Raw genomic sequence first — 20,126 nt, 5'->3', positions numbered from 1 at the left:
GGCTTGAGGTTTTCTATTGTTGTTCCCCAGGAAATGTGCCGGTATGCTGATGCAGGCAGTTCTTATTGTCATATGCTCTGTCATGATGCAGAACTCGTCATCTGCCGAAACAGGTTATATGCCTGAAATCAGGAATGCTCAGAACGAACCTGATCTCAGTCATCTGCCAAAGTTCTACACATCTGATTCTTCATATGATGAGTTTGTAAATGAATACTTCATGAGGCATCTCAGCATCGATAAAAGCGGTGTTTATAATGATGGTGTGATGCTTGGCGCAGTGAATCACATGTGGGTGGTTGAGTGGGATTGGTGGATGCTGCCATGGATCGACAGAGGCGCGATGGGTTTGGCCAGGCAGGGCGGGAGTCCATCTGATGTGCCGCTTTCGACGCTGGTTACATGTGCGGTCGACAAGTATGGTTACACATGGGGTGCCAGACCATATCCCGAGGCAAAGAACACAATGGGGAGTTCTATCCCCACATTCGGCTGGCCGTGGCCGAAATACAACTGGAACAGAACTGTCACCCAGCCGACCGGTTGGGAGTTCAACGACATCAACGATGGTTTCCGCGATAAGTGGACATCGCACGATATGGAGCTTCAACCCGGATATGCGGATTTCAGTCTTGCTGGGAGAATAACCGGATCCAAGCCGGAGCTGATCTCGCCGAAATTCGACTGTGATTCGTTTCAGATCCCAATCATTGAGCTGGATATCACATACAAGCCAAAACCGGGTGAAGATGCTTCAAAGTGTATTGACGGACTGAAGATATATTGGACTACCGATGCCAATCCCCGTTTCTCCGAATCGCGCATGGTGACTGCTGATTATTCCGTGATGCCGCCGAAGTCGTTTGCTGCTGACTATTCGCCGTGGATGAGCAGCTCCGAAGCTCGATACGCGCTCTACTTCCCGATGTATCTGCATCAGGAGTGGGACAAAGGCGGACATCGGATCACTCGCTTGAAGATTGTTCCTGGCGGCGATGACAGCATCGGTGATGATGTCTCGATCAACTATGTCCGCGCATCCTATGATGTCCGAATGAGCACGACAAACGCAACTTTAATAAATGCATCATACAAGTTCTACATGTGGAACGGCGATGATCAATTCCTCAAGGAGATGATGCCCAGACTGCGGAAATCGATCATCTTTATGAATGAGCATCTACAGGGGAAAAAGGACAAACTGTTGAACTTCGACTGGTTTGTGGGGCATGATGGATTAGGCGGAGATAAACCCGGACATGGATTGATCGGCTGCTATTGGGATCTGCTTCCAGTAGGACGCTTCGATCTGGAAAGCAGCTACAACTACTATCAGGCACTCAAAGCGATGTCGGAACTTGAGCGGGTTGTTGAAAAGAAGAAGATTGCAGTGCCGGATGTGAAGGTAATCGCACCGAATAACATGTCTCAGATATCTTATATCGAGACTCCTGAATCCTTGAAATCACTCGCATCGAATGTGAAATCACGCATCGAAAGATCTTTCTGGAATGAGAAAACCGGACGATTCGTGCGAAACATCGACATTAACGGTGTGAAGCACGATTTCGGATTCCTGCATCACAATCTCACTGCGCTGGCGTTCGGTATAGGGACGGAAAAGCAGCGCACGTCGATCCTCTCATGGCTTGATGGAGATCGGATTGTGGCTGGCGATACCTCCACCGGAAAGGACATCTATCATTGGAGGTTCGCACCCAGAACAACCACACTGGCAAACAAGGACTACTTCTTCTGGCCGTGGGTGATTGGAGGTCGAGAGGCCACTCCTGATCTGATGTGGACCCGTGAATTCGGCAATCAGATACAGGATGGAGGCGCCATACCGCTTACATCGTTATTCGACCTGATGCTTCGTATCAGCGATGGAAGCCAGAAGCAGATAGATGCGGCATATACTGGAACAAAAGAGGTTCAGCAGTGGTTCACCGGACGTGAAATCTGCCGGCGGAGAAGGCTTTGATTTTTTTCGAAAGTATTATGACGGACACCCGGAGCGTGGCAAGCAGCAGAGTCCCATGCCCGGAGGTCTAGGGCTTGATCATGAGTTCCTGTCGGATGCAAGTTTGGGCACAGAATTCCTGTTCTACGCGTTCATGGGAATTGATTCTAAAGAAGACGGCATTATTGAAATCAAGCCTGCCATTCCATCAGAACTAGATAAAATCGGCATATCAAACGTCTTCTTCAGAGGAAACCATCTGAAAATCGAAGCAGGCCGAAACTATGTCTCCCTTGTTGGAAGCGAGATTCCTAATGGAACTGGGTTGAAAGCCAGAATTACTATGCGTAGCATATCCGATAAATCCAGGATATACGCAGATGGAGCACCAGTCAGTGATTATAAACGGGTTGAAGAATGGCAGTGTATCTGTGCTGGTTGATCTGCATCCTGTGAAGATAGAAGTTCGGTGATAATCCTGTTAAATGCATCTTATACTTGTGACGCGCAATGATGAATTTTCAGTGATGTGAATCATCCGGAGCATTTTGATTTCGCTTCGGATTTTGTAAGATGCCAAACCGAAGAAATTTATCTATGCCGTTACTTAGGAGAAGTACCGTAATGTTTGTAATAAAATATAAACTTTTGATTTCGGAGTAGAGTTTGCCATATAACAATATCACTAGACTTGAAATAACAACAGCAGTCACAACTATAACTATGATGCTAAGCAGACATGAGTGGGTAAAATGTGCAATTGCATAATCTGGCATCTCATTCAAACTTAAATAACTCGGTAATATGGTCTTTTCTGGTTCAGAGGTAATGTTTTGTTTATATGTTTCGATATTCTTAATCATAGATGTTGCCATTGATCTTTGTTTCGGTTTGGAAACCGGTTCGCGTATCTCTATCAGAAATTGATGCCAATGAGATACAGGTGTTTTTCGCCATGTCACTAAGATATTTGGATAGCCTGAAATGCTATTTTTCAGTTTGTGCTTATCTTGTGTGTATAAATCTGCATTAATGATATCGTTATAGCTGATCTCAAAGTGCATGCTATCTCCATAATAGTATATCCTATCAGCTTCAACAACGATAAATCCAATATCAAATACGGTGTCTCCGCCATATGATTGGGGGGTTGGATTCAAAGATACTCCAACGAATGTGGCTTGTGATAAGTCTCTATCATACAGGTGCTTACATCGCTCTATCAATAATGGCCGCATTTCTAGCATTCTTCTTCGTTTGAACCATGGTTCCAAAAGAAGGACTGATGCAACAGATAAGCTGATCCCAACCCAGAGTGATGTCATCAATACTTTTGTGCCATATGGAACCAGGATTTTTGCCAGGAACAGGATCAATGCCATAGGAATACCAACTGCCAGAGATGCCTGGTATTCGTATGCGGTTCTTGCCCTGATATTGTAGATTGGCTCAGATAAATTTGTTGTCATCGTCCATCTCTAATTGCAAAAAACATTCGTATTAATAGTATGTGTTACCAATTAATACGAATGTTAGATGCCAGATATCTAATATCCTTCTTCAATATGCTATTTAAGACTACGAATATAGATTGAGCCGTTCAGTGCAAATGATTTTGGTTAAATCGTCCGATCTACTGCTTCTGCCACTCTTCTGAGCTGTCCCATCAGTTCGGTGAACTGCTCAGGACGCAGCGATTGTGGTCCATCACTGAGAGCATGTCGAGGATCCTGATGCACCTCAAGAAGGACTCCATCTGCTCCTGCCGCAATTGCCGCTTTTGCCACAGATCCCACATATCGCCAGTCGCCGGTAGCATGACTGGGATCTAGCATGATGGGGAGATGTGTCCATAACTTCAACACCGGTATCGCATTGATATCGGTGGTGTTCCTGGTGGCATCCTCAAATGTAGTGATACCTCTCTCACAAAGGATGACATCCTGGTTTCCCTCAGAGATTATGTATTCGGCAGACATCAGCAGATCCCGTATCTTGCATCCAAGACCGCGTTTAAGTAGAACCGGTTTTCGTATAGAGCCGACTTTCTTGAGAAGCGAGTAATTCTGCATGTTGCGGGTGCCTATCTGCATGACGTCGGCATATTCGGCGATAAGATCGACATCGGTGGTATCCATGACTTCGGTAACAATGGGGAGACCTGTCTCTTCGCGCGCCTTTGCCAGCATCTTCAAGCCTTCTTCGCCAAGTCCCTGGAATGCATATGGCGACGTCCGAGGTTTGAATGCGCCGCCCCTGAGCATCGTTGCGCCGGATTCCTTGACCTTGAATGCGATGTCTATGATTTGCGCTTCAGATTCCACGCTGCATGGTCCTGCTACTACAACCGCCTGCACCCCGCCGACCAGCACACCTGATGCATCAATCACGCTGTCTTGAGGATGATATTCTCTGGAGGCAAGCTTCCATAAATGAGAGATAAGATCCACGCGTTCCACGCCTGGAAACGAATAAAAATGCTCAACCAGATCTGCCTTTTTGGCATCGATAGCTCCGAGGACCGCGATAACTTTTCGTTCTACACCCGGATTCATAAACGGTTTCATGCCGATCCTGATTATTTCATCTTCAACCGCTTGAACCTGATCAGGCGCTGCCTGGGTTTGCATAATTATTATCATTTTCTAACTCCTGCTGTGGAAAATCGTGAACTTAATGTATTGTAACAATTATAACAAAAATCTGCCTTCTATGAAAAGCTTATATGCAAAGCTGAGTGATTTCCTGTGATGATGACAGATATGATGGAATATATTTCACTAAAGACACATATTTCTTCGTTATGAATGATTGAATCTACCGTCTCAAAGGTATACTAATGCAGACGAATTATTTTCTTTCCAGCAGCACTTGACAATAATGCTATCAAGTAGTATGATTGCCTTAGTGTTATATTTTAGAAATCCAGGATATGAAAATTCATATCACAGGAGTGTGATTAAAATGAGAATGGATAAATTTACGATAAAAGCCCAGGAAGCCGTAATGGAGGCTCAGAACCTGGCTGATAAAAACGGACATCAGGAGATCAGCGCCGACCATCTGCTTCTAGCTCTAATGGACCAGGATGAAGGGATTGTAAAACCGATACTGCAAAAGATCGGGATAAATCCTGCAACAGTTAAAAGCCGGATTGCCGCAGTCCTGGAGAAAGTCCCGAGAATATCAGGCGTGAGTGGACAACTGTATATGTCGACCACTATGAAATCCGTGCTTGATCTGGCATGGGAAGAGGCGCAGCGGCTTAAAGATGAGTATGTAAGCGCAGAGCATCTTCTAATCGGGATATCAGAAGTTCAGAGCGAGGCAGGCACCATACTTCGTGAAATGGGAGCCTCAAAAGACAAGATATATAAAGCGTTGATGGAAGTCCGAGGGGGAGCACGTGTAACCGACCAGAATCCTGAAGAAAAATACCAGGCGTTAGAGAAATACGGCCGCGACTTGACCGAGATGGCACGCAAAGGGAAACTTGATCCGGTCATCGGCAGAGACGATGAGATCAGACGCGTGATTCAAGTGCTTTCAAGAAGGACCAAAAACAATCCGGTTGTAATAGGTGAACCGGGAGTCGGAAAGACAGCTATCGTGGAAGGTCTTGCCCAGCGTATCATAAACGGCGATGTGCCTGAAGGACTTAAAGGCAAACGAGTCATCGCACTTGACCTTGGAGCGATGGTTGCAGGAGCCAAATACCGCGGCGAGTTTGAAGACCGTATGAAAGCAGTTCTCAGAGAAGTCACCGAAGCTGAAGGCGAAATCATCCTGTTTATTGATGAACTGCACACAGTAGTAGGCGCAGGCGCGGCAGAAGGCTCGATGGATGCATCAAACATGCTGAAACCGATGCTCGCAAGAGGCGAACTTCGATGCGTAGGGGCGACCACTCTTGATGAATATCGCAAACACATAGAGAAAGATGCTGCACTTGAACGGCGCTTCCAACCGATTGTCGTCGGCGAACCGGATGTTGAAGATACAATTGCTATCCTCAGAGGACTTAAAGAGCGGTATGAAGTTCATCATGGTGTGAAGATAAACGATTCAGCGATCGTAGCGGCGGCATTCTTGTCCAATCGTTACATATCCGATAGATTCCTTCCGGATAAGGCGATTGATTTAATTGATGAGTCGGCATCAAGGCTCAGGATAGAGATAGACAGTATGCCGATAGAGATAGATACCATCGAACGGCGTATCCGGCAACTGGAGATCGAGCGGGAAGCGTTGAAGAAGGAGACCGATAAAGCTGCTATTGAACGCCTGAACAAGCTGGAGAAAGAACTGGCTGATCTTCGGGAACAGAGCTCAGAGATGAAGGCGCACTGGCAGAATGAGAAAGTGGTAGTCCAGCGGATTCAGCAGATCAAACAACAGATAGAGCAGGCGCATATTGACGAACAAGCTGCAGAACGATCAGCCGATCTGCAGAAGGCGGCGGAACTAAGGTACGGCGTCATACTTGGTCTGCAGAAAGAGCTTGAGAATCAAAACGCCAAACTGGCCGAAGTTCAACAAGACCGCAAGATGCTGAAAGAAGAAGTTGACGAGGAGGACATCGCAGAGGTAGTGAGCAAGTGGACCGGCGTCCCGATCTCTCGGATGCTTGAGGGCGAGATGCAGAAACTCGTCCATATGGATGAACGCCTGAAGATGAGAGTGATCGGTCAGGACGATGCGATATCGGCAGTCTCTAATGCGGTTCGGCGGGCTCGTGCAGGATTGCAGGATCCCAATCGGCCGATAGGAAGTTTCATCTTCCTTGGGCCTACAGGAGTAGGAAAGACAGAACTGGCGAGAGCGCTTGCAGAGTTCCTGTTTGATGATGAAAAGGCGATGATCCGCCTGGATATGTCCGAGTATATGGAGAAACACTCCGTAGCAAGGATGATCGGCGCCCCTCCGGGTTACGTGGGTTACGAAGAGGGCGGACAACTCACAGAAGCAGTCAGACGTCGGCCATACAGCGTGCTCCTGTTTGATGAGATTGAGAAAGCGCATCAGGATGTATTCAATGTGCTGCTTCAAATACTGGATGAGGGACGCATGACAGATGGCCAGGGACGCACGGTGGACTTCAAGAACTCGGTGATTATCATGACCTCCAACATCGGCTCGCAGTGGATTCAGGAGTTTACAGGAACCAATGATACCGAGATGCGCAGCCGGGTTATGGATGCCTTGAGGTCGCACTTCAGGCCTGAGTTCCTCAACCGGTTGGATGAAATTATTGTGTTCAATTCGCTCAGCGCGGAGCACATCAAGCAGATTGTTGATATCCAGCTCAAATATCTGCGGAAACGGCTTGAAGAACGGAAAATCACCATCAATGTTACAGACCGTGCAAAAAGTGAAATCGCCGCCGAGGGATTCGATCCTGTATATGGCGCGCGTCCATTGAAGCGAACCATCCAGCGAAGGATACAGGATCCTCTTGCGATGAAGATCCTTGAGGGTGAGTTCCATGACGGCGACACAATCAAAGTCGATTCAGTTGACAGCGAGATGGTTTTCACTCGAGTCTTAAATGGCGAAGTTGTGTAGACGTAGATTGCTTTACATCACACCCCTTTCTCCCGATTGATGGAGAAAGGGGTGTTTTCCTTGTTCTAATCAACATTATGATGCCATTAGGTATATCAATATGAGTCATATTGATATATCGAGACGTAGGGAACATGCCTCCGTGCCGTTCCACTCTGGAAACCTTGCTCACGATCCTCGAAATGCCCTCAAAGTTGACAATAGACATGGTGAATGATAGTATTTATGAGAATATGGGAAAGTCTGTGAAATATTAATCTAATAGCGTTAATCTATAAAATCGACACATGAATGAATATTTGTGTATCTTAAAATCTATTATAGTTAGGGATAAAAAATGAAAGAAAAAGTTGCTGTTGTTGGACTCGGTTATGTAGGCTTGCCTGTTGCTCTGGCATTTGCTGCTGAATTCCCGGGTGCGATAGGATTTGATATAAACAAATCCAGGGTAACTGCTTTGAAACAAGGGATCGACAAAACCGGAGAAAGCTCAGCAGAAGACCTTGGCAGATCCACAATAACTTTTACATCAGATATCAACGACCTTCGTGATGCAACTTTCTTCGTAGTAGCAGTTCCTACTCCAATTGATAAAGCGAACCGACCTGATCTCACTCCGGTACGCAGCGCATCCAAGACTGTAGGCAAAGTCATTAAACCAGGCGCTGTTGTTGTATATGAATCCACTGTATACCCGGGTGTAACAGAAGAGATATGCGGTCCCATAATAGCCGAGGAATCCGGGTTAAAACAGGGCATAGATTTCAAGTTGGGATATTCGCCTGAACGGATCAATCCCGGTGATAAAGAACATACACTCACTAAGATTATCAAAGTCGTATCCGGTGAAGATGCAGAAACCCTTGATCGTGTAGCTTCGGCATACGGCTCAATTGTTGATGCAGGAATACACAAAGCGCCTTCCATAAAAGTGGCAGAGGCGGCAAAGGTGATAGAAAACACCCAGAGAGACTTGAATATCGCGCTGATGAACGAACTAGCAAGGATATTCGATCTTATGGGTATATGCACCAATGATGTTCTGAAAGCGGCAGGCACCAAATGGAATTTCCTGAAGTTCACTCCCGGACTTGTTGGCGGGCACTGCATCGGTGTTGACCCATATTACCTCACTACAAAGGCTGAGGAGTTAGGTTACAGGCCGGAAGTCATCCTTGCAGGCCGCAGGATAAATGACAGCATGGGCAGGTATATCGCCGAGAAGCTGGTGAAACTGTTGATCAAAGCTGATTGCTGTTCTGTGAAAAAAGCGAAGGTTGGGATTTTAGGTCTTACATTTAAGGAAGATGTACCCGATCTCAGAAACAGCCGAGTACCTGACATTGTAAATGAATTGAAAGAATACGGAATATCTCCTGAAGTCCACGATCCACTTGTCGATCATGAAGAAGCTTTCAATGAATACGGCATCCGCACAGTTGAACTTGATGAAATCCATGACCTGGATGGACTGATTCTGGCTGTTCCTCATAAGGCTTATATGAAAATGGATATCAAGAGCATATTCGATAAGCTGAAACCCAATGGTGCGTTTATAGATATCAAATCTGCTATAGATGACAGCCTGATACCTGATGGCTTTCATGTTTACAAACTTTAACAAACTGAATATATAATGGCTCTCTTGTAATGTGGAGAGGTTGGACGAGATCATCTGACACAGCATCAGGCGGCGTAACAAACGCAGGTGGTATGATTCTGCTGAATAGATTCATCTCAAGCATAGTGGAGGGAAATAATGTCTGATAATCAGGAATTGCTGCCTGTTAACGTTGATGAAGCATCGTCTTATGTCATCGAACCATCCAGATTGGAAGGTGAAGTTTACATCAGCGGCGCGAAGAATAGTATTCTTCGGCTTCTGGCGGCGTCGATCCTAACTGATGAACGCGTCAATATAATGAATTACCCCAAATATCTGCTTGATGCGCAGGTTCATCTGGAGATGCTTAAAAATCTTGGTAAAGAATGCGTTGTAAAAGAAGATGAAGTAGAAATCACACAAGTCTTTGATACACCGTCTGTATTGAACTGGGATGGACGTTCGATTCGTAACACTCTTCTGATACTAGGCGCGCTGACGACCCGAACCGGTATGGGGGCTGTTCCGTTACCCGGAGGATGTAAGCTGGGTGACAGGAAGATCGACTTCCATGTTATGCTGCTTCGTGCTATGGGCGCTGAAGTGTGGGAAGAGAATGATATGCTCTTCGCAAAGACAGATGGTCGTTTGAAAGGTACAGATATTCATCTTCCGATGCGGTCTACCGGTGCCACAGAAAATGGCATTATATGTGGATGCCTTGCAGAGGGAATTACGCGTATCTGGAATCCTCACATCCAGCCGGAGCTGTTTGATCTTATAGGTTTTTTGAAGAAAATGGGTGCAAAGATCAATGTTTATGGTCAAGAGCATATTGAGATTACAGGCGTTAAAAAACTTCGCGGAACCAATCATTCCATTATCCCTGATAACATAGAGGCAATTACCTGGTTGATAGCTTCTGTAATCAGCGGCGGAGACATAGAAATCCACAATTTCCCAGTTTCAGATACTGAAGTACCTCTTGTATTCCTTAGAGAAAGCGGCGCCAGATTCTACCGTAACGAAAACAGCCTCATTGTAAGAGGTGGACGGTGCTATCCATTTGAGATTACTACAGGTCCTTATCCGGCGATAAAATCTGATATCCAACCTTTGTTTACTGCATTTGGAGCATGTGCTAATGGCGTATCCAAGATCGTCGATCTCAGATATTCCGATCGATACAGGTATGTGGCTGAGTTAAATAAGATGGGTCTGGTGTCAGAAATAGACGGCAACATGTTAACAATAACAGGCGGAAAACAACTCAAAGGGGCGGAAGTTAAAGCTCTCGACCTTAGAGGCGGTGCGTCACTGGCTCTTGCCGCTCTTGTTGCAGAAGGCCAAACCATTATATCTGACGCATGGCAGATTGAACGAGGCTACGACAAATTTGCCGATAAACTAAGAGCTCTTGGCGGAAAAATCTGCAATGTATAAAGATTTAATTATTCCGGATTTCTCCGGTAACATTCATGCCGATGTACCAATGTACAGGTACACTACATGGCATGTGGGTGGTCCGGCAGAATATCTGGTTGAACCGAAATCAATTGATGACATTTCCGTGTTATTCAATTTTGCCTCCCATAAGGGTATCCCAATAACCATAGTAGGTTATGGATCTAACATCCTTGTAGCGGATTCTGGTATCCCAGGCATAACGGTCTGTATGAAGAGATATTTCCGTAAAGCCGAGATAGATACCGAATCCGGACTGATTACGGCTGAGGCTGGGTGTTCGCTTCCTGCGCTTTCACATCTGGCTGAATATAACAGTATCAGCGGTTTCGAATTTCTTGTTGGTATACCCGGTACAGTCGGCGGCGGAATGGTGATGAACGCAGGGATGGGTGGACATGACGGACCATCAATTCGTAATGTGCTGGTTCGCGCTACATTGTTAGATTGCGTAACAGGTGAAATATGCGTAAAAAGCAAATCTGATCTTGACATGCACTACAGACACACGTGCATGTCATCTGGGAAGCTTTGGGCGTTGAAGGGCGAATTTGCCAGTGAAAAACGAGACCTTCCGGCTAATATCCGAATGAGGCATAAAGAGATAATCGCGGGACGTAAGGCAAAACAGCCTCATGGAACATGGAATGCCGGCAGTGTTTTCCGACGTCCGGAAGGTGAATTCGGAGCCGGATGGTATATCGAGCAGGCAGGCTTGAAAGGATTCCGTATAGGCGGCGCAGTTGTCAGTCCCAAGCATGCGAACTGGATCATAAATGAAGGAACAGCCACCGCAGATGATATCATCAGACTGATTGATCATGTCAGCGAGGTAGTTCAAAACAAGTTTAATGTCACGCTCGATAAAGAAGTGCATATCATCCCTGCATAGATCTGCAAACCTGATGGAGTAATCATACTTAGTGGATTTGCTAAATCGATCATAGTCCGAACTTCTTTCCCCGCTGATAAAGCTTATATTTAGTCCAATTTCATCTCTGATACAGTTCATGAAATTAATGTGAACAGAAAAACAATTTTCATTTGCCGGACGTATTAAATCCCATAAAGGTGTTGGCATGCTGATTGACGTTTGGATGCAGATGGAGACGGGTGATTGCAAAATGATTATTGCCGGTGATGGACCAGACCGGCTGCATCTTGGGGAGCTAAACCGGAACTGCCCAAGTATTGAGTAGCATTGTTGCATTTCAAATATTGGGATCAATCACATAAGGAATGGTTTGCATTATCCAGGGCAGCCTACGAACAATATCTGACGCATTATTTTGCAGAAGAAAACTACAGTCAGTTGATGAATATATTTAAGTTAACAATTTTTCGGAACAAGCGATTCCTGTATTTATGATGAAAGTGGTAAGCAATTAGAATGGCAATAAAAAAAAGCTTCTTGTCTAATGCTACAGGTGTGTTCATTACACAAGTGACAGTCTATGCTATAGGCATGATTGCTGGTATAGTCCTAAACCGTAATCTGGGTCCGGGCGGAAGAGGTCTTATTGCCGCATTGATGGTCTATCCGTTGGCAATATTTTCAATCGCTGAAATGGGAATCCGTCAGGCAGCGGTGTATTATATCGGTAAAAAAGAACACAGCGAAAATGTTATTATTGGTATAATCTATTTCCTTTTGTTGTTCACCAGTGTTACCGGTATGGGGATATGTTTTGGGATACTTACGCTGCTGCATAACCCTGATTTTACTCTTCCGTTAAAGTTAACAGCGATACTAATTATCCCAGTGAAGCTCTGTATTTCTTATTCAAGCGCATATTTCCTGGGCAGAGAACAGATTGGTAGATTCAACAGGGTACAGTGGATATCGCAGCTCTTCTATCTTGCGATGATTTGTCTTCTATTATGGTATCTTAAAACAGGAGTAATCGGCGGGTTGATAGCCGTAATTGTATCAACCGGATTTACAGCGGCATATGCAGTATCGATGGTAGTGAAAAGTGTAAAAAATATTCGTCTGAGATTTGACTGGGCAATTATCAAGAAGATGCTCAGTCTTGGTATAATCTATGCGCTTTCTCTATTTGTCATGCAGATGAATTATCGAATTGATATAATGATTATGGAGCGGTTAACTGATAAAGTGCAGATAGGATTATATAACACCGGCGTATCAATGGTAGAATTGCTGTGGTTCCTGCCTACAGCGTTGGGAACGGTTATATTTTCAAAAAGTGTAAATGCTAAAGATGATCATGCTTTTTCGATAAAGATCGGCAAACTGCTCAGAGTCTCTTTCATTGCCGTCTTTTTAGCAGGCACAGCGCTTTTCATCGTTGCTCCATTTATTGTGCCGTTGATGTTCGGGAAAGCTTTTGATACATCGGCTCTGGTTGTGCAAACATTAATGCCGGGTGTTGTTTTCTTCACTATCTATAAAGTATTAGGAATGGATATTGCGGGTAAAGGCAAGCCTTGGGTTTCGATACTTGTTATGATACCGGCAGTTATCTTGAATGTTGTGTTGAATATTTATCTGGTTCCGAAATATGGCGCAATAGGAGCATCTTACTCATCTACGATCAGCTACAGTCTGGCGTCAATCATTTACCTTCCCGCATATGCGAAGGTTGTAGGGGTACCGGTTAAGACTCTAATAACATACAAAACATCAGATTTTGAGTTTCTGAAAAAGTTCAAGATATTTGCCAGATTCGGTGGAATGCTGAATAAGAGTAGTTGAGAATCTGTATCTTTCATGTTGATCAACTTTAGCATAATGATATTCTAATAATACAAGTAGGAGACTAATTTGAAAATCGGTATAGTATTGTTGTATGCTGGATTAGGAGGCCATGTACGCTCAGCGATCACAATCGCCCAGGCGCTGGAATCTGCCGGTAACAGCATTACCTTTTTTCTAGATGCTACTGAAAACAACTCTTTAGTTGATCAAGCAGGTTTCCAATCTATAAAGATCCAGCGTGGAATTAAGGGCGATTATATACAACTTACAGATAAGATTAAAACTGTAAAACCGGATGTGATCCATTCATTTGCTATTACCGGCTATGCAGAGACAGTTATGTCGTGCAAGAAACTCAGTATACCGTGTATACTGACAATATGCGGAGGAAAACTTCACACAAGGCTAATCAACATCAGTCCCTTGGTTGTATTTTCCAATGAACTCAAAGATGCGGCTCTTGCAAATTCATCGCTGCAAAAAGATGACATCGTTGTTCTACCGGCAAGGATTATTACAACAGATTACAGGGTAGATTCAAATAGCGAATTACTCTACAATACATTTCGTCATAAATATAATATCCCTGATGATGTTAAGATTGTCTTGCGTATAGCCAGAGTAAATCGTTCATATGCGCAGAGTATTAAAATAGGCGCACTGGCTGTCGAAAAATTGTATAACGACGGATGTAAAATACGGTTCATACACATCGGCACAATTAATTCATATGATGAATTTAATGAAATCTCCAGTTTGTTTGAGGAAATCAATACCCGTGCAGGGACAAATCTGGTCATCTCAGTACAAGACGAAGCAATCAGAGGAGCTGATTATACCGGCATCGCGGATTTTGCCATAGGTGTTGGACGCTCAGCTTATGAACCAATGGTGTTAGGAATCCCTACTTTCGTGTGTGGAGAAAACGGGTATGTAGGAATTGTATCTGCAGAAAATGTAGACGATATTGCTTATTACAACTTTTCAGGCAGGAATAATAAGGCTGCTGTTCCGCTGGAAACCGGCGTGATGATGCTGCATAAAGATATTAGCAGATTATTAGAGGATATAGAATATCGGAAACGTGTGGTTGATTTTTCTGTTCGATATATCAAAGAGAATCTTGATGTTAATATTGCCGTAAAAGAATATACTGATATATATAATAAACTAATATTGCAAGGCCAAAAATATCCTGATGATGCAGAACTTAAGGCTGGGTATGTTTCGTTTTCAGAATTCATTAGACACAGATTGCGAAATTGGTGTATAATCAACAAAGCAAAAGGTGTAATTAAGAGATGTAGAAAATAAGAGAGTTGTTTATAATTGCCTTTTACAATATAGGTTTAACATGCGTAAACAATTAACTAATATAACCAAATTATGAGTGTAAAAATTGAAAAAACAGAAAAGATTCCTTGGATTGTAGAAATACTTCTGATCGTATTTTTATTTGCTATCCCTTTTGAATCTATTAATGTGTTGGGTTCAGATAAAGGATCAACGGTATCTAGAATCATTGGCATGATACTGTTTGCTTCATATATTGTTACCAAAGGACGTTATGGTAAAATACCCAAAGCTTTAATATATTTTGCAGTATATTATTTTTTCGTAACGCTTAGAATCACTTTCACAAATGTTGTAGATTACAGCGAACAATACAGGGTTCTACTTACTATGCTACAGATGATTGCGATGACCTTCATCACATATGATCTGTTTAAACATGAGTATTTACGTAAAGATTTCATTGCCGCATTCGGGTTGTCTTGTGGTCTTCTTGCAATATTAACATTCTTCGGTTTAGCCACTACCAATATTGAAACAGATTATGGAGATCGTGTCAGCGCTTTTGGTGAAAATGCAAATAAATTCGGGCAGTTAATGGCTATAAGTATCATAATGTTCTTGTCTATCTGGCTTGAGCGAAAAAAATACCATCTATTAGTATTTATTGGTTCATTAATTTCTGCTCCATTCTGCATGTGGGCATTGATCAACAGCGGTTCAAGAGGCAGTCTGGTTGGTCTTTTATCAGGACTTTTTGTATGGTTTATTTTTTCATCTTTTGTATTGAAAAAAAACAAAACATCATTGATAAAACAAATCGCAGTGATACTTATTGTTGGAATAGGAATTTTCGCAGTATACCAGTTTTCTGATGTTGCCCAGTATCGGTGGAATTTAACATTTCAAACGTATGATACAGGTGAACGTACAGATATTTTCTACGCTGCATCAGATATGTTTCTCGAAAAACCTATATATGGATGGGGATCTGTAGCCTTAACTCGAGAACTGGGATCAAGGCTAGGTTTACAATCAAGAGATACGCATAATATACTGCTTTGGGTAATCCTGGAAGTTGGACTTCTGGGCGGTATACCATGGATTTTCGGTGTATGGGGTTGTGTAAAAAACTCAATATCTGCAGCAACCAAACTTCATGATCCTTTACCGATAATGTTGGCAACAACAGTGCTAATATGTGGAATGTCATCTAATAATTTTCAGAAAAAGACATTATGGCTTATATTGGCATTTGCGCTATCCAGTATTGTTATAATTCAAGATATACGCAAATCTAAAGGAACGTGAAACGAAATAACCATGCGAGTTGTAGGAGTGGGCACGTTTTGGTCTCCATCAAAACCATATGCCGGAAATTTCGCCGTTGCTGGCTTCAAGAAATTGCAGAATTATGCAGATATAAAACTGATAAATCTGAGAGCAATGAAACCAGGTAGGAAATTTATTGAAGAGACAGAGATTCATGGCATCCCTACGATTCATCTGTCTATCCCGCAAGTTCCGGGTAATCAATTGATTTCATATGCTCTCTCAAAAGCATCTATCAGATTCATTAAACCACTGATTGCAGATTTCGATTTAATTCATACAGTAGGTTGTTTTATACAAACCGGTATATTATTCAGCCAAATTTGCAAATCAGCCGGGAAGCATCATCTCGTACAGCTTGTGGGTTCTGATGTGAACATATTTCTCAAAAAATATCATGCAAATAAGGCATTAAATGGATGGGAACGTAATGTTCATGCGGTTGCATCGGTAAGCAAGGACACGCTTGAGAAATTTCGTGAGCTCTACCCGAATGTTCCTAATATGCGGACTGTTTACAGAGGCGTAGATTTAAATCGTTTTAATAAAATTGATAAAGACCAGCGTATAGATTTTAACAAGATAGAGTTTTTGTTTCTTGGAGGATTTCTATCGGTTATTCGCAATGACAAAGGTGGAGAGTTAATAAAAAGCATTTGGAAGGCTAATGAGGATTTTTTTGTAGAGCATAATGCATTCTTAACTCTTGCAGGGATTGAATCAGATGATGCAGCAAACAAACAGTGGCTGATTACATTGAAACACCCAGAACGCGTAAGATTACTTGGTATTGTTGATCCAGATGACATTCCAAAAACAACTGGTAGCGCAGATGTACTCCTGGTGCCGAGTTTGATGGAGGGGTTGCCAAATGTAGTAATGGAAGCGGCTGCAGGTGGACTACCGACAATAGCTACTAATGTTGGCGGAATACCAGAGATTGTTATTAATAATGAAACAGGGATATTGCTTGATAACAGAGAACAAATCACTTGGCAGCAAGCTATGCAGGATTGCTGTATAAATATCGATCGATATCGTAACATGGGAAAAGCGGCGAGAATACATATGGAATCGCATTTTAACGCAGAAAATTACCCGCTGGAAATTTACGATTTATACAAGCAGGCATTGAGTGTGCCAATCAAATAAGACAATCTCTGCACAAGAGTATAAACTGATAATAGGACGAATATATGACTAGATTGAAAAAATATATCTTCCGAATGTGTTATATGACAGTAAGATTTCTTCCTGAATCATGTTATTCGATAAGGTGGATTGGTATACTGAGCAAGCGCATACGTGTATTCTTTGCATCAAGGTTTCTGGCAAAATGTGGTAAAAATGTTAATATTGAAACAAGATCAATATTTGGATTCCAGGTTGAAATAGGCGACTATTCAGGAATAGGTGTTAGAGCTAAATTAATTGGACCGGTTATCATCGGTAAGTATGTGAATATGGGTCCGGATGTGTTGATTCACACTCGCAATCATAAAACTGATGATCCCACAATAATAATGCAGAAACAAGGATTTGATGTTGTAAAACCGGTTACCATCGAAGATGATGTCTGGATCGGTGAAAGAGTCATCATTCTACCGGGAGTTACAATCGGGCAAGGAAGTGTAATTGGAGCTGGCGCTGTGGTGGCCAAAAGCATTCCTCCATATTCTGTTGCGGTAGGTAATCCGGCACGAGTGGTAAAATCCAGATTGAAAGAAAATACTATAATCGGAGATGCACAATCCGAATAAAGCTATTTCTGATAAATGACGATGAAACATAAAAAGCCACAAGTTTTGATTATACAACCAATTGTGCCTCATTACAGAGAACCATTCTTCCGGCTGCTTGCCGCATCTGATTATATAGATGTAACGGTAGCATATGGTGAAGCGGATAAAAATGCATCTCTCCAAAGCATAAGCAGCGGTATAAATTTTAGAACTCGTAAGCTGAAGAACCTATTTTACTCTCCAAAATATCCATTCTATCTCCAATTTGGACTTTTGAGCGCCATTATGAGCAGGCGTTATGATACAATAATCGCATGTTTTGAGATAAGAGCTATATCAAGTATGCTAGCATACCCGATAGCAAGATTGTTTGGGATAAAGTGGATATGGTGGGGGCATGGAATTGGTCATGGAGAATCTTCACTAAGCAGGAAAATACGTCTGGCAGCGTTGAGGAAATCATCTGCGCTGATACTTTATGATGCTGAACGCGGCGAAAAATTTATCTCATGGGGTGTACCGAGGGAAAAAGTATTTATCGCTTGGAACTCGATTGATATGAGTGATATTGAAAGCTTGCGGCAGGAATTTACTTCCGATAGATACCGAATCCTGTATATTGGCAGACTCATCAAGATGAAAAAAGTCGATCTGGCAATTCAGGCATTCGCAAAGGCTGTTGACAGGCTGGATGAGCGGATAATTTTGACGATAATAGGTGATGGTCCCGAGAAACAGACGCTTATCGATCTTGCAGCAGACCTTAATATAAGCAATCGAGTTGAATTTATCGGCGCGTTGTATGATCAGAAATCATTGTCGGAACTATTCAATACATCATTAGTCTCAATATCACCAGGTGGTATCGGATTGAGTTGTATGCATAGTTTCGGTTATGGAATACCGGTCATCGTTGCAGACAACGAGCCTCATGGCCCAGAGTTCTCAGCCATCAAAGACCATTATAACGGTAGAATATTTCGTTCTGACGATGTTGAGGACTTTGCAAATACGATAATTGATATGCTCGTAAATTTTCCATTGCTAAGTAATATGAGTATTAATGCGCTAAAGACGATATCTGAAAAATACAATCTTGCTAATATGGCATCTGCCTTTGAAGATGCAGTTAGATATGCGCATCGAAAAGATTGACATTTAGTATAGCAGCCAGTTCCAACCTTATAGGGGATTGTTATTGAAAGTTTTACAAATCCACAATGAATATATGTCTGGGCGTGGCGGTGAAGATACCGTTCTCGATGCAGAATTTGAATTGATGCGTAACCATGGTCATAATGTGTATCAATGGAAAGAAAACACTGGTGGTTTGAAAAATGCATCACCATTAAGAAAACTGCTAGCGTTGATGGGTTTCATCTGGTCTACCGGATCATATTCAAAAGCAAAAAAAATCATTAATGAAATTCACCCCGATGTAATACATGTCCATAACTTTTTCCCACTATTGAGTCCAAGTATATTGTGGGCTGCTAAGGTAGCTGGTGTTCCTGTTGTTATGACGCTCCATAATTATCGTTTGATCTGTCCAAACGCTATGTTGCTTCGCGATGGCAAACCATGTGAGTTGTGTGTTGGTCATTTGCCGTTTGCAGCAATAAAGCATAATTGTAAATACGCAGAATCGTTTACTATAACCATATTTATAATTGCGTCTCAGTTATTTCATAGAGCATTAAAAACATTTAATAGAAAAGTTGATTCAATCATAGTTCTAAGTGATTTCGCAAAATCAGTTTTTGCTCGAACTTATCTGCCGGTGACGAATCTTTTTGTTAAACCGAATTTCATCTCTGATATTTGTGTGCCTGATATGTCTGGTAATAGAAAACACAAAGTTGTTTTTGTTGGACGCATTCAATCTCACAAAGGAGTAGATCTGCTGATTAATGCATGGATGCAGATGGATCCTGGAGATTACAAACTGATTATTATCGGCGATGGGCCTGACAGATCAAAACTAGAGGAATTGAGTAAAAATTGCGAAAATATCGAATGGCTTGGTTTTATTCCTCATGATGAAGTTAGAAGTCTGCTTAATGAAAGTCAGTTTCTGGTTTTACCTTCACGCTGGTATGAGGGATTCCCAATGGTAATACTGGAAGCATTTGCATCAAAGATTCCGGTTGTTATTCCCAATCATGGTCCATTCTTGAATATTGTTGAAGATAATGTTACCGGATATTTCTTTAATAGCGGAGATAATGACTCGTTAAAGAGTAAGTTAGAGCAAGTAGTCAGATTATCTCATGAAGAATGGTTAGTCATGTCTGAATCTGCCTATAATCAATATTTAAATCATTATACTTCAGAGATAAATTATAAGCAGTTGATGGCTATATATGAATCAGCGATTTCCAGATCTAATAACGCTGGATCTGGTAGTGTTTAGGACTACAATAAGAAGTTTTATCCAGGATT

The 20,126-nt window shown here is 42.6% G+C and carries 15 protein-coding genes; 13 read left to right on the top strand and 2 right to left on the bottom strand.

The window, feature by feature from the left end; all coding sequences use genetic code 11:
* Nucleotides 1-43 precede the first annotated feature (43 nt).
* Complete coding sequence (locus ACHZCX_RS05105; protein WP_319586155.1) at nucleotides 44-1,984, top strand: hypothetical protein; 1,941 nt, start codon at nucleotides 44-46, stop codon at nucleotides 1,982-1,984.
* Between the two features lie 55 nt (nucleotides 1,985-2,039).
* Complete coding sequence (locus tag ACHZCX_RS05100) at nucleotides 2,040-2,405, top strand: glycosyl hydrolase family 65 protein (protein ID WP_319586154.1); 366 nt, start codon at nucleotides 2,040-2,042, stop codon at nucleotides 2,403-2,405.
* Between the two features lie 79 nt (nucleotides 2,406-2,484).
* Here ACHZCX_RS05100 and ACHZCX_RS05095 read toward each other — a convergent pair whose 3' ends face one another.
* Both ACHZCX_RS05095 and aroF read right to left on the bottom strand, forming a co-directional pair.
* Nucleotides 2,485-3,432, bottom strand: a complete 948-nt coding sequence (locus ACHZCX_RS05095; protein WP_319586153.1) for a hypothetical protein — start codon at nucleotides 3,430-3,432, stop codon at nucleotides 2,485-2,487.
* A 150-nt stretch (nucleotides 3,433-3,582) separates the two neighbouring features.
* The gene (gene aroF, locus ACHZCX_RS05090; RefSeq protein WP_394708764.1) at nucleotides 3,583-4,605 is read right to left on the bottom strand and encodes a 3-deoxy-7-phosphoheptulonate synthase; all 1,023 of its coding nucleotides are present in this window, start codon (nucleotides 4,603-4,605) and stop codon (nucleotides 3,583-3,585) included.
* Between the two features lie 322 nt (nucleotides 4,606-4,927).
* On the opposite strand from aroF, the gene clpB reads away from it, so the two are divergent.
* From clpB to ACHZCX_RS05035, 11 genes are all read left to right on the top strand, one after another.
* A complete protein-coding gene (gene clpB, locus ACHZCX_RS05085; RefSeq protein WP_394708811.1) occupies nucleotides 4,928-7,528 on the top strand; it encodes an ATP-dependent chaperone ClpB in 2,601 nt (866 codons plus the stop codon).
* A gap of 337 nt (nucleotides 7,529-7,865) precedes the next feature.
* Entirely contained in the window at nucleotides 7,866-9,149 is a 1,284-nt protein-coding gene (locus ACHZCX_RS05080; RefSeq protein WP_319586150.1) for a nucleotide sugar dehydrogenase, read from the top strand.
* A 138-nt stretch (nucleotides 9,150-9,287) separates the two neighbouring features.
* Nucleotides 9,288-10,574 carry a UDP-N-acetylglucosamine 1-carboxyvinyltransferase gene (locus ACHZCX_RS05075; protein WP_319586149.1) on the top strand — a complete coding sequence of 429 codons (1,287 nt, stop codon included), beginning with the start codon at nucleotides 9,288-9,290 and terminating at the stop codon, nucleotides 10,572-10,574.
* A complete protein-coding gene (gene murB, locus ACHZCX_RS05070; RefSeq protein ID WP_319586148.1) occupies nucleotides 10,567-11,487 on the top strand; it encodes a UDP-N-acetylmuramate dehydrogenase in 921 nt (306 codons plus the stop codon). The genes ACHZCX_RS05075 and murB overlap by 8 nt, the downstream gene beginning before the upstream one ends.
* Nucleotides 11,488-11,985: 498 nt before the next feature.
* Nucleotides 11,986-13,314, top strand: a complete 1,329-nt coding sequence (locus ACHZCX_RS05065) for a polysaccharide biosynthesis C-terminal domain-containing protein (RefSeq protein WP_319586147.1) — start codon at nucleotides 11,986-11,988, stop codon at nucleotides 13,312-13,314.
* Nucleotides 13,315-13,383: 69 nt separating this feature from the next.
* Nucleotides 13,384-14,631 carry a hypothetical protein gene (locus ACHZCX_RS05060; protein WP_319586146.1) on the top strand — a complete coding sequence of 416 codons (1,248 nt, stop codon included), beginning with the start codon at nucleotides 13,384-13,386 and terminating at the stop codon, nucleotides 14,629-14,631.
* A gap of 72 nt (nucleotides 14,632-14,703) precedes the next feature.
* Nucleotides 14,704-15,921 carry an O-antigen ligase family protein gene (locus tag ACHZCX_RS05055; RefSeq protein WP_319586145.1) on the top strand — a complete coding sequence of 406 codons (1,218 nt, stop codon included), beginning with the start codon at nucleotides 14,704-14,706 and terminating at the stop codon, nucleotides 15,919-15,921.
* A gap of 12 nt (nucleotides 15,922-15,933) precedes the next feature.
* Nucleotides 15,934-17,094 (top strand): glycosyltransferase family 4 protein, encoded by a 1,161-nt coding sequence (locus tag ACHZCX_RS05050; protein WP_319586144.1) that lies wholly within the window; start codon nucleotides 15,934-15,936, stop codon nucleotides 17,092-17,094.
* 44 nt (nucleotides 17,095-17,138) lie between these two features.
* Nucleotides 17,139-17,702: a DapH/DapD/GlmU-related protein gene (locus ACHZCX_RS05045; RefSeq protein ID WP_319586143.1), complete on the top strand. Its 564-nt coding sequence runs from the start codon at nucleotides 17,139-17,141 to the stop codon at nucleotides 17,700-17,702.
* A 21-nt stretch (nucleotides 17,703-17,723) separates the two neighbouring features.
* Entirely contained in the window at nucleotides 17,724-18,839 is a 1,116-nt protein-coding gene (locus ACHZCX_RS05040; RefSeq protein WP_319586142.1) for a glycosyltransferase family 4 protein, read from the top strand.
* Between the two features lie 43 nt (nucleotides 18,840-18,882).
* The gene (locus tag ACHZCX_RS05035) at nucleotides 18,883-20,097 is read left to right on the top strand and encodes a glycosyltransferase family 4 protein (RefSeq protein ID WP_319586141.1); all 1,215 of its coding nucleotides are present in this window, start codon (nucleotides 18,883-18,885) and stop codon (nucleotides 20,095-20,097) included.
* The last annotated feature ends 29 nt before the right edge of the window (nucleotides 20,098-20,126 follow it).

This window comes from uncultured Desulfobulbus sp. (assembly GCF_963662935.2).
Taxonomy (GTDB): Bacteria; Desulfobacterota; Desulfobulbia; order Desulfobulbales; family Desulfobulbaceae; genus Desulfobulbus.
This window is presented reverse-complemented; position numbering and strand designations above follow the sequence as displayed.

Coding starts and splice junctions, on each gene's coding strand:
- ACHZCX_RS05105 (WP_319586155.1), top strand. CDS start 44: ATGCTGATGCAGGCAGTTCTTATTGTCATATGCTCTGTCATGATGCAG.
- ACHZCX_RS05100 (WP_319586154.1), top strand. CDS start 2,040: ATGCCCGGAGGTCTAGGGCTTGATCATGAGTTCCTGTCGGATGCAAGT.
- ACHZCX_RS05095 (WP_319586153.1), bottom strand. CDS start 3,432: ATGACAACAAATTTATCTGAGCCAATCTACAATATCAGGGCAAGAACC.
- aroF (WP_394708764.1), bottom strand. CDS start 4,605: ATGATAATAATTATGCAAACCCAGGCAGCGCCTGATCAGGTTCAAGCG.
- clpB (WP_394708811.1), top strand. CDS start 4,928: ATGAGAATGGATAAATTTACGATAAAAGCCCAGGAAGCCGTAATGGAG.
- ACHZCX_RS05080 (WP_319586150.1), top strand. CDS start 7,866: ATGAAAGAAAAAGTTGCTGTTGTTGGACTCGGTTATGTAGGCTTGCCT.
- ACHZCX_RS05075 (WP_319586149.1), top strand. CDS start 9,288: ATGTCTGATAATCAGGAATTGCTGCCTGTTAACGTTGATGAAGCATCG.
- murB (WP_319586148.1), top strand. CDS start 10,567: ATGTATAAAGATTTAATTATTCCGGATTTCTCCGGTAACATTCATGCC.
- ACHZCX_RS05065 (WP_319586147.1), top strand. CDS start 11,986: ATGGCAATAAAAAAAAGCTTCTTGTCTAATGCTACAGGTGTGTTCATT.
- ACHZCX_RS05055 (WP_319586145.1), top strand. CDS start 14,704: ATGAGTGTAAAAATTGAAAAAACAGAAAAGATTCCTTGGATTGTAGAA.
- ACHZCX_RS05050 (WP_319586144.1), top strand. CDS start 15,934: ATGCGAGTTGTAGGAGTGGGCACGTTTTGGTCTCCATCAAAACCATAT.
- ACHZCX_RS05045 (WP_319586143.1), top strand. CDS start 17,139: ATGACTAGATTGAAAAAATATATCTTCCGAATGTGTTATATGACAGTA.
- ACHZCX_RS05040 (WP_319586142.1), top strand. CDS start 17,724: ATGAAACATAAAAAGCCACAAGTTTTGATTATACAACCAATTGTGCCT.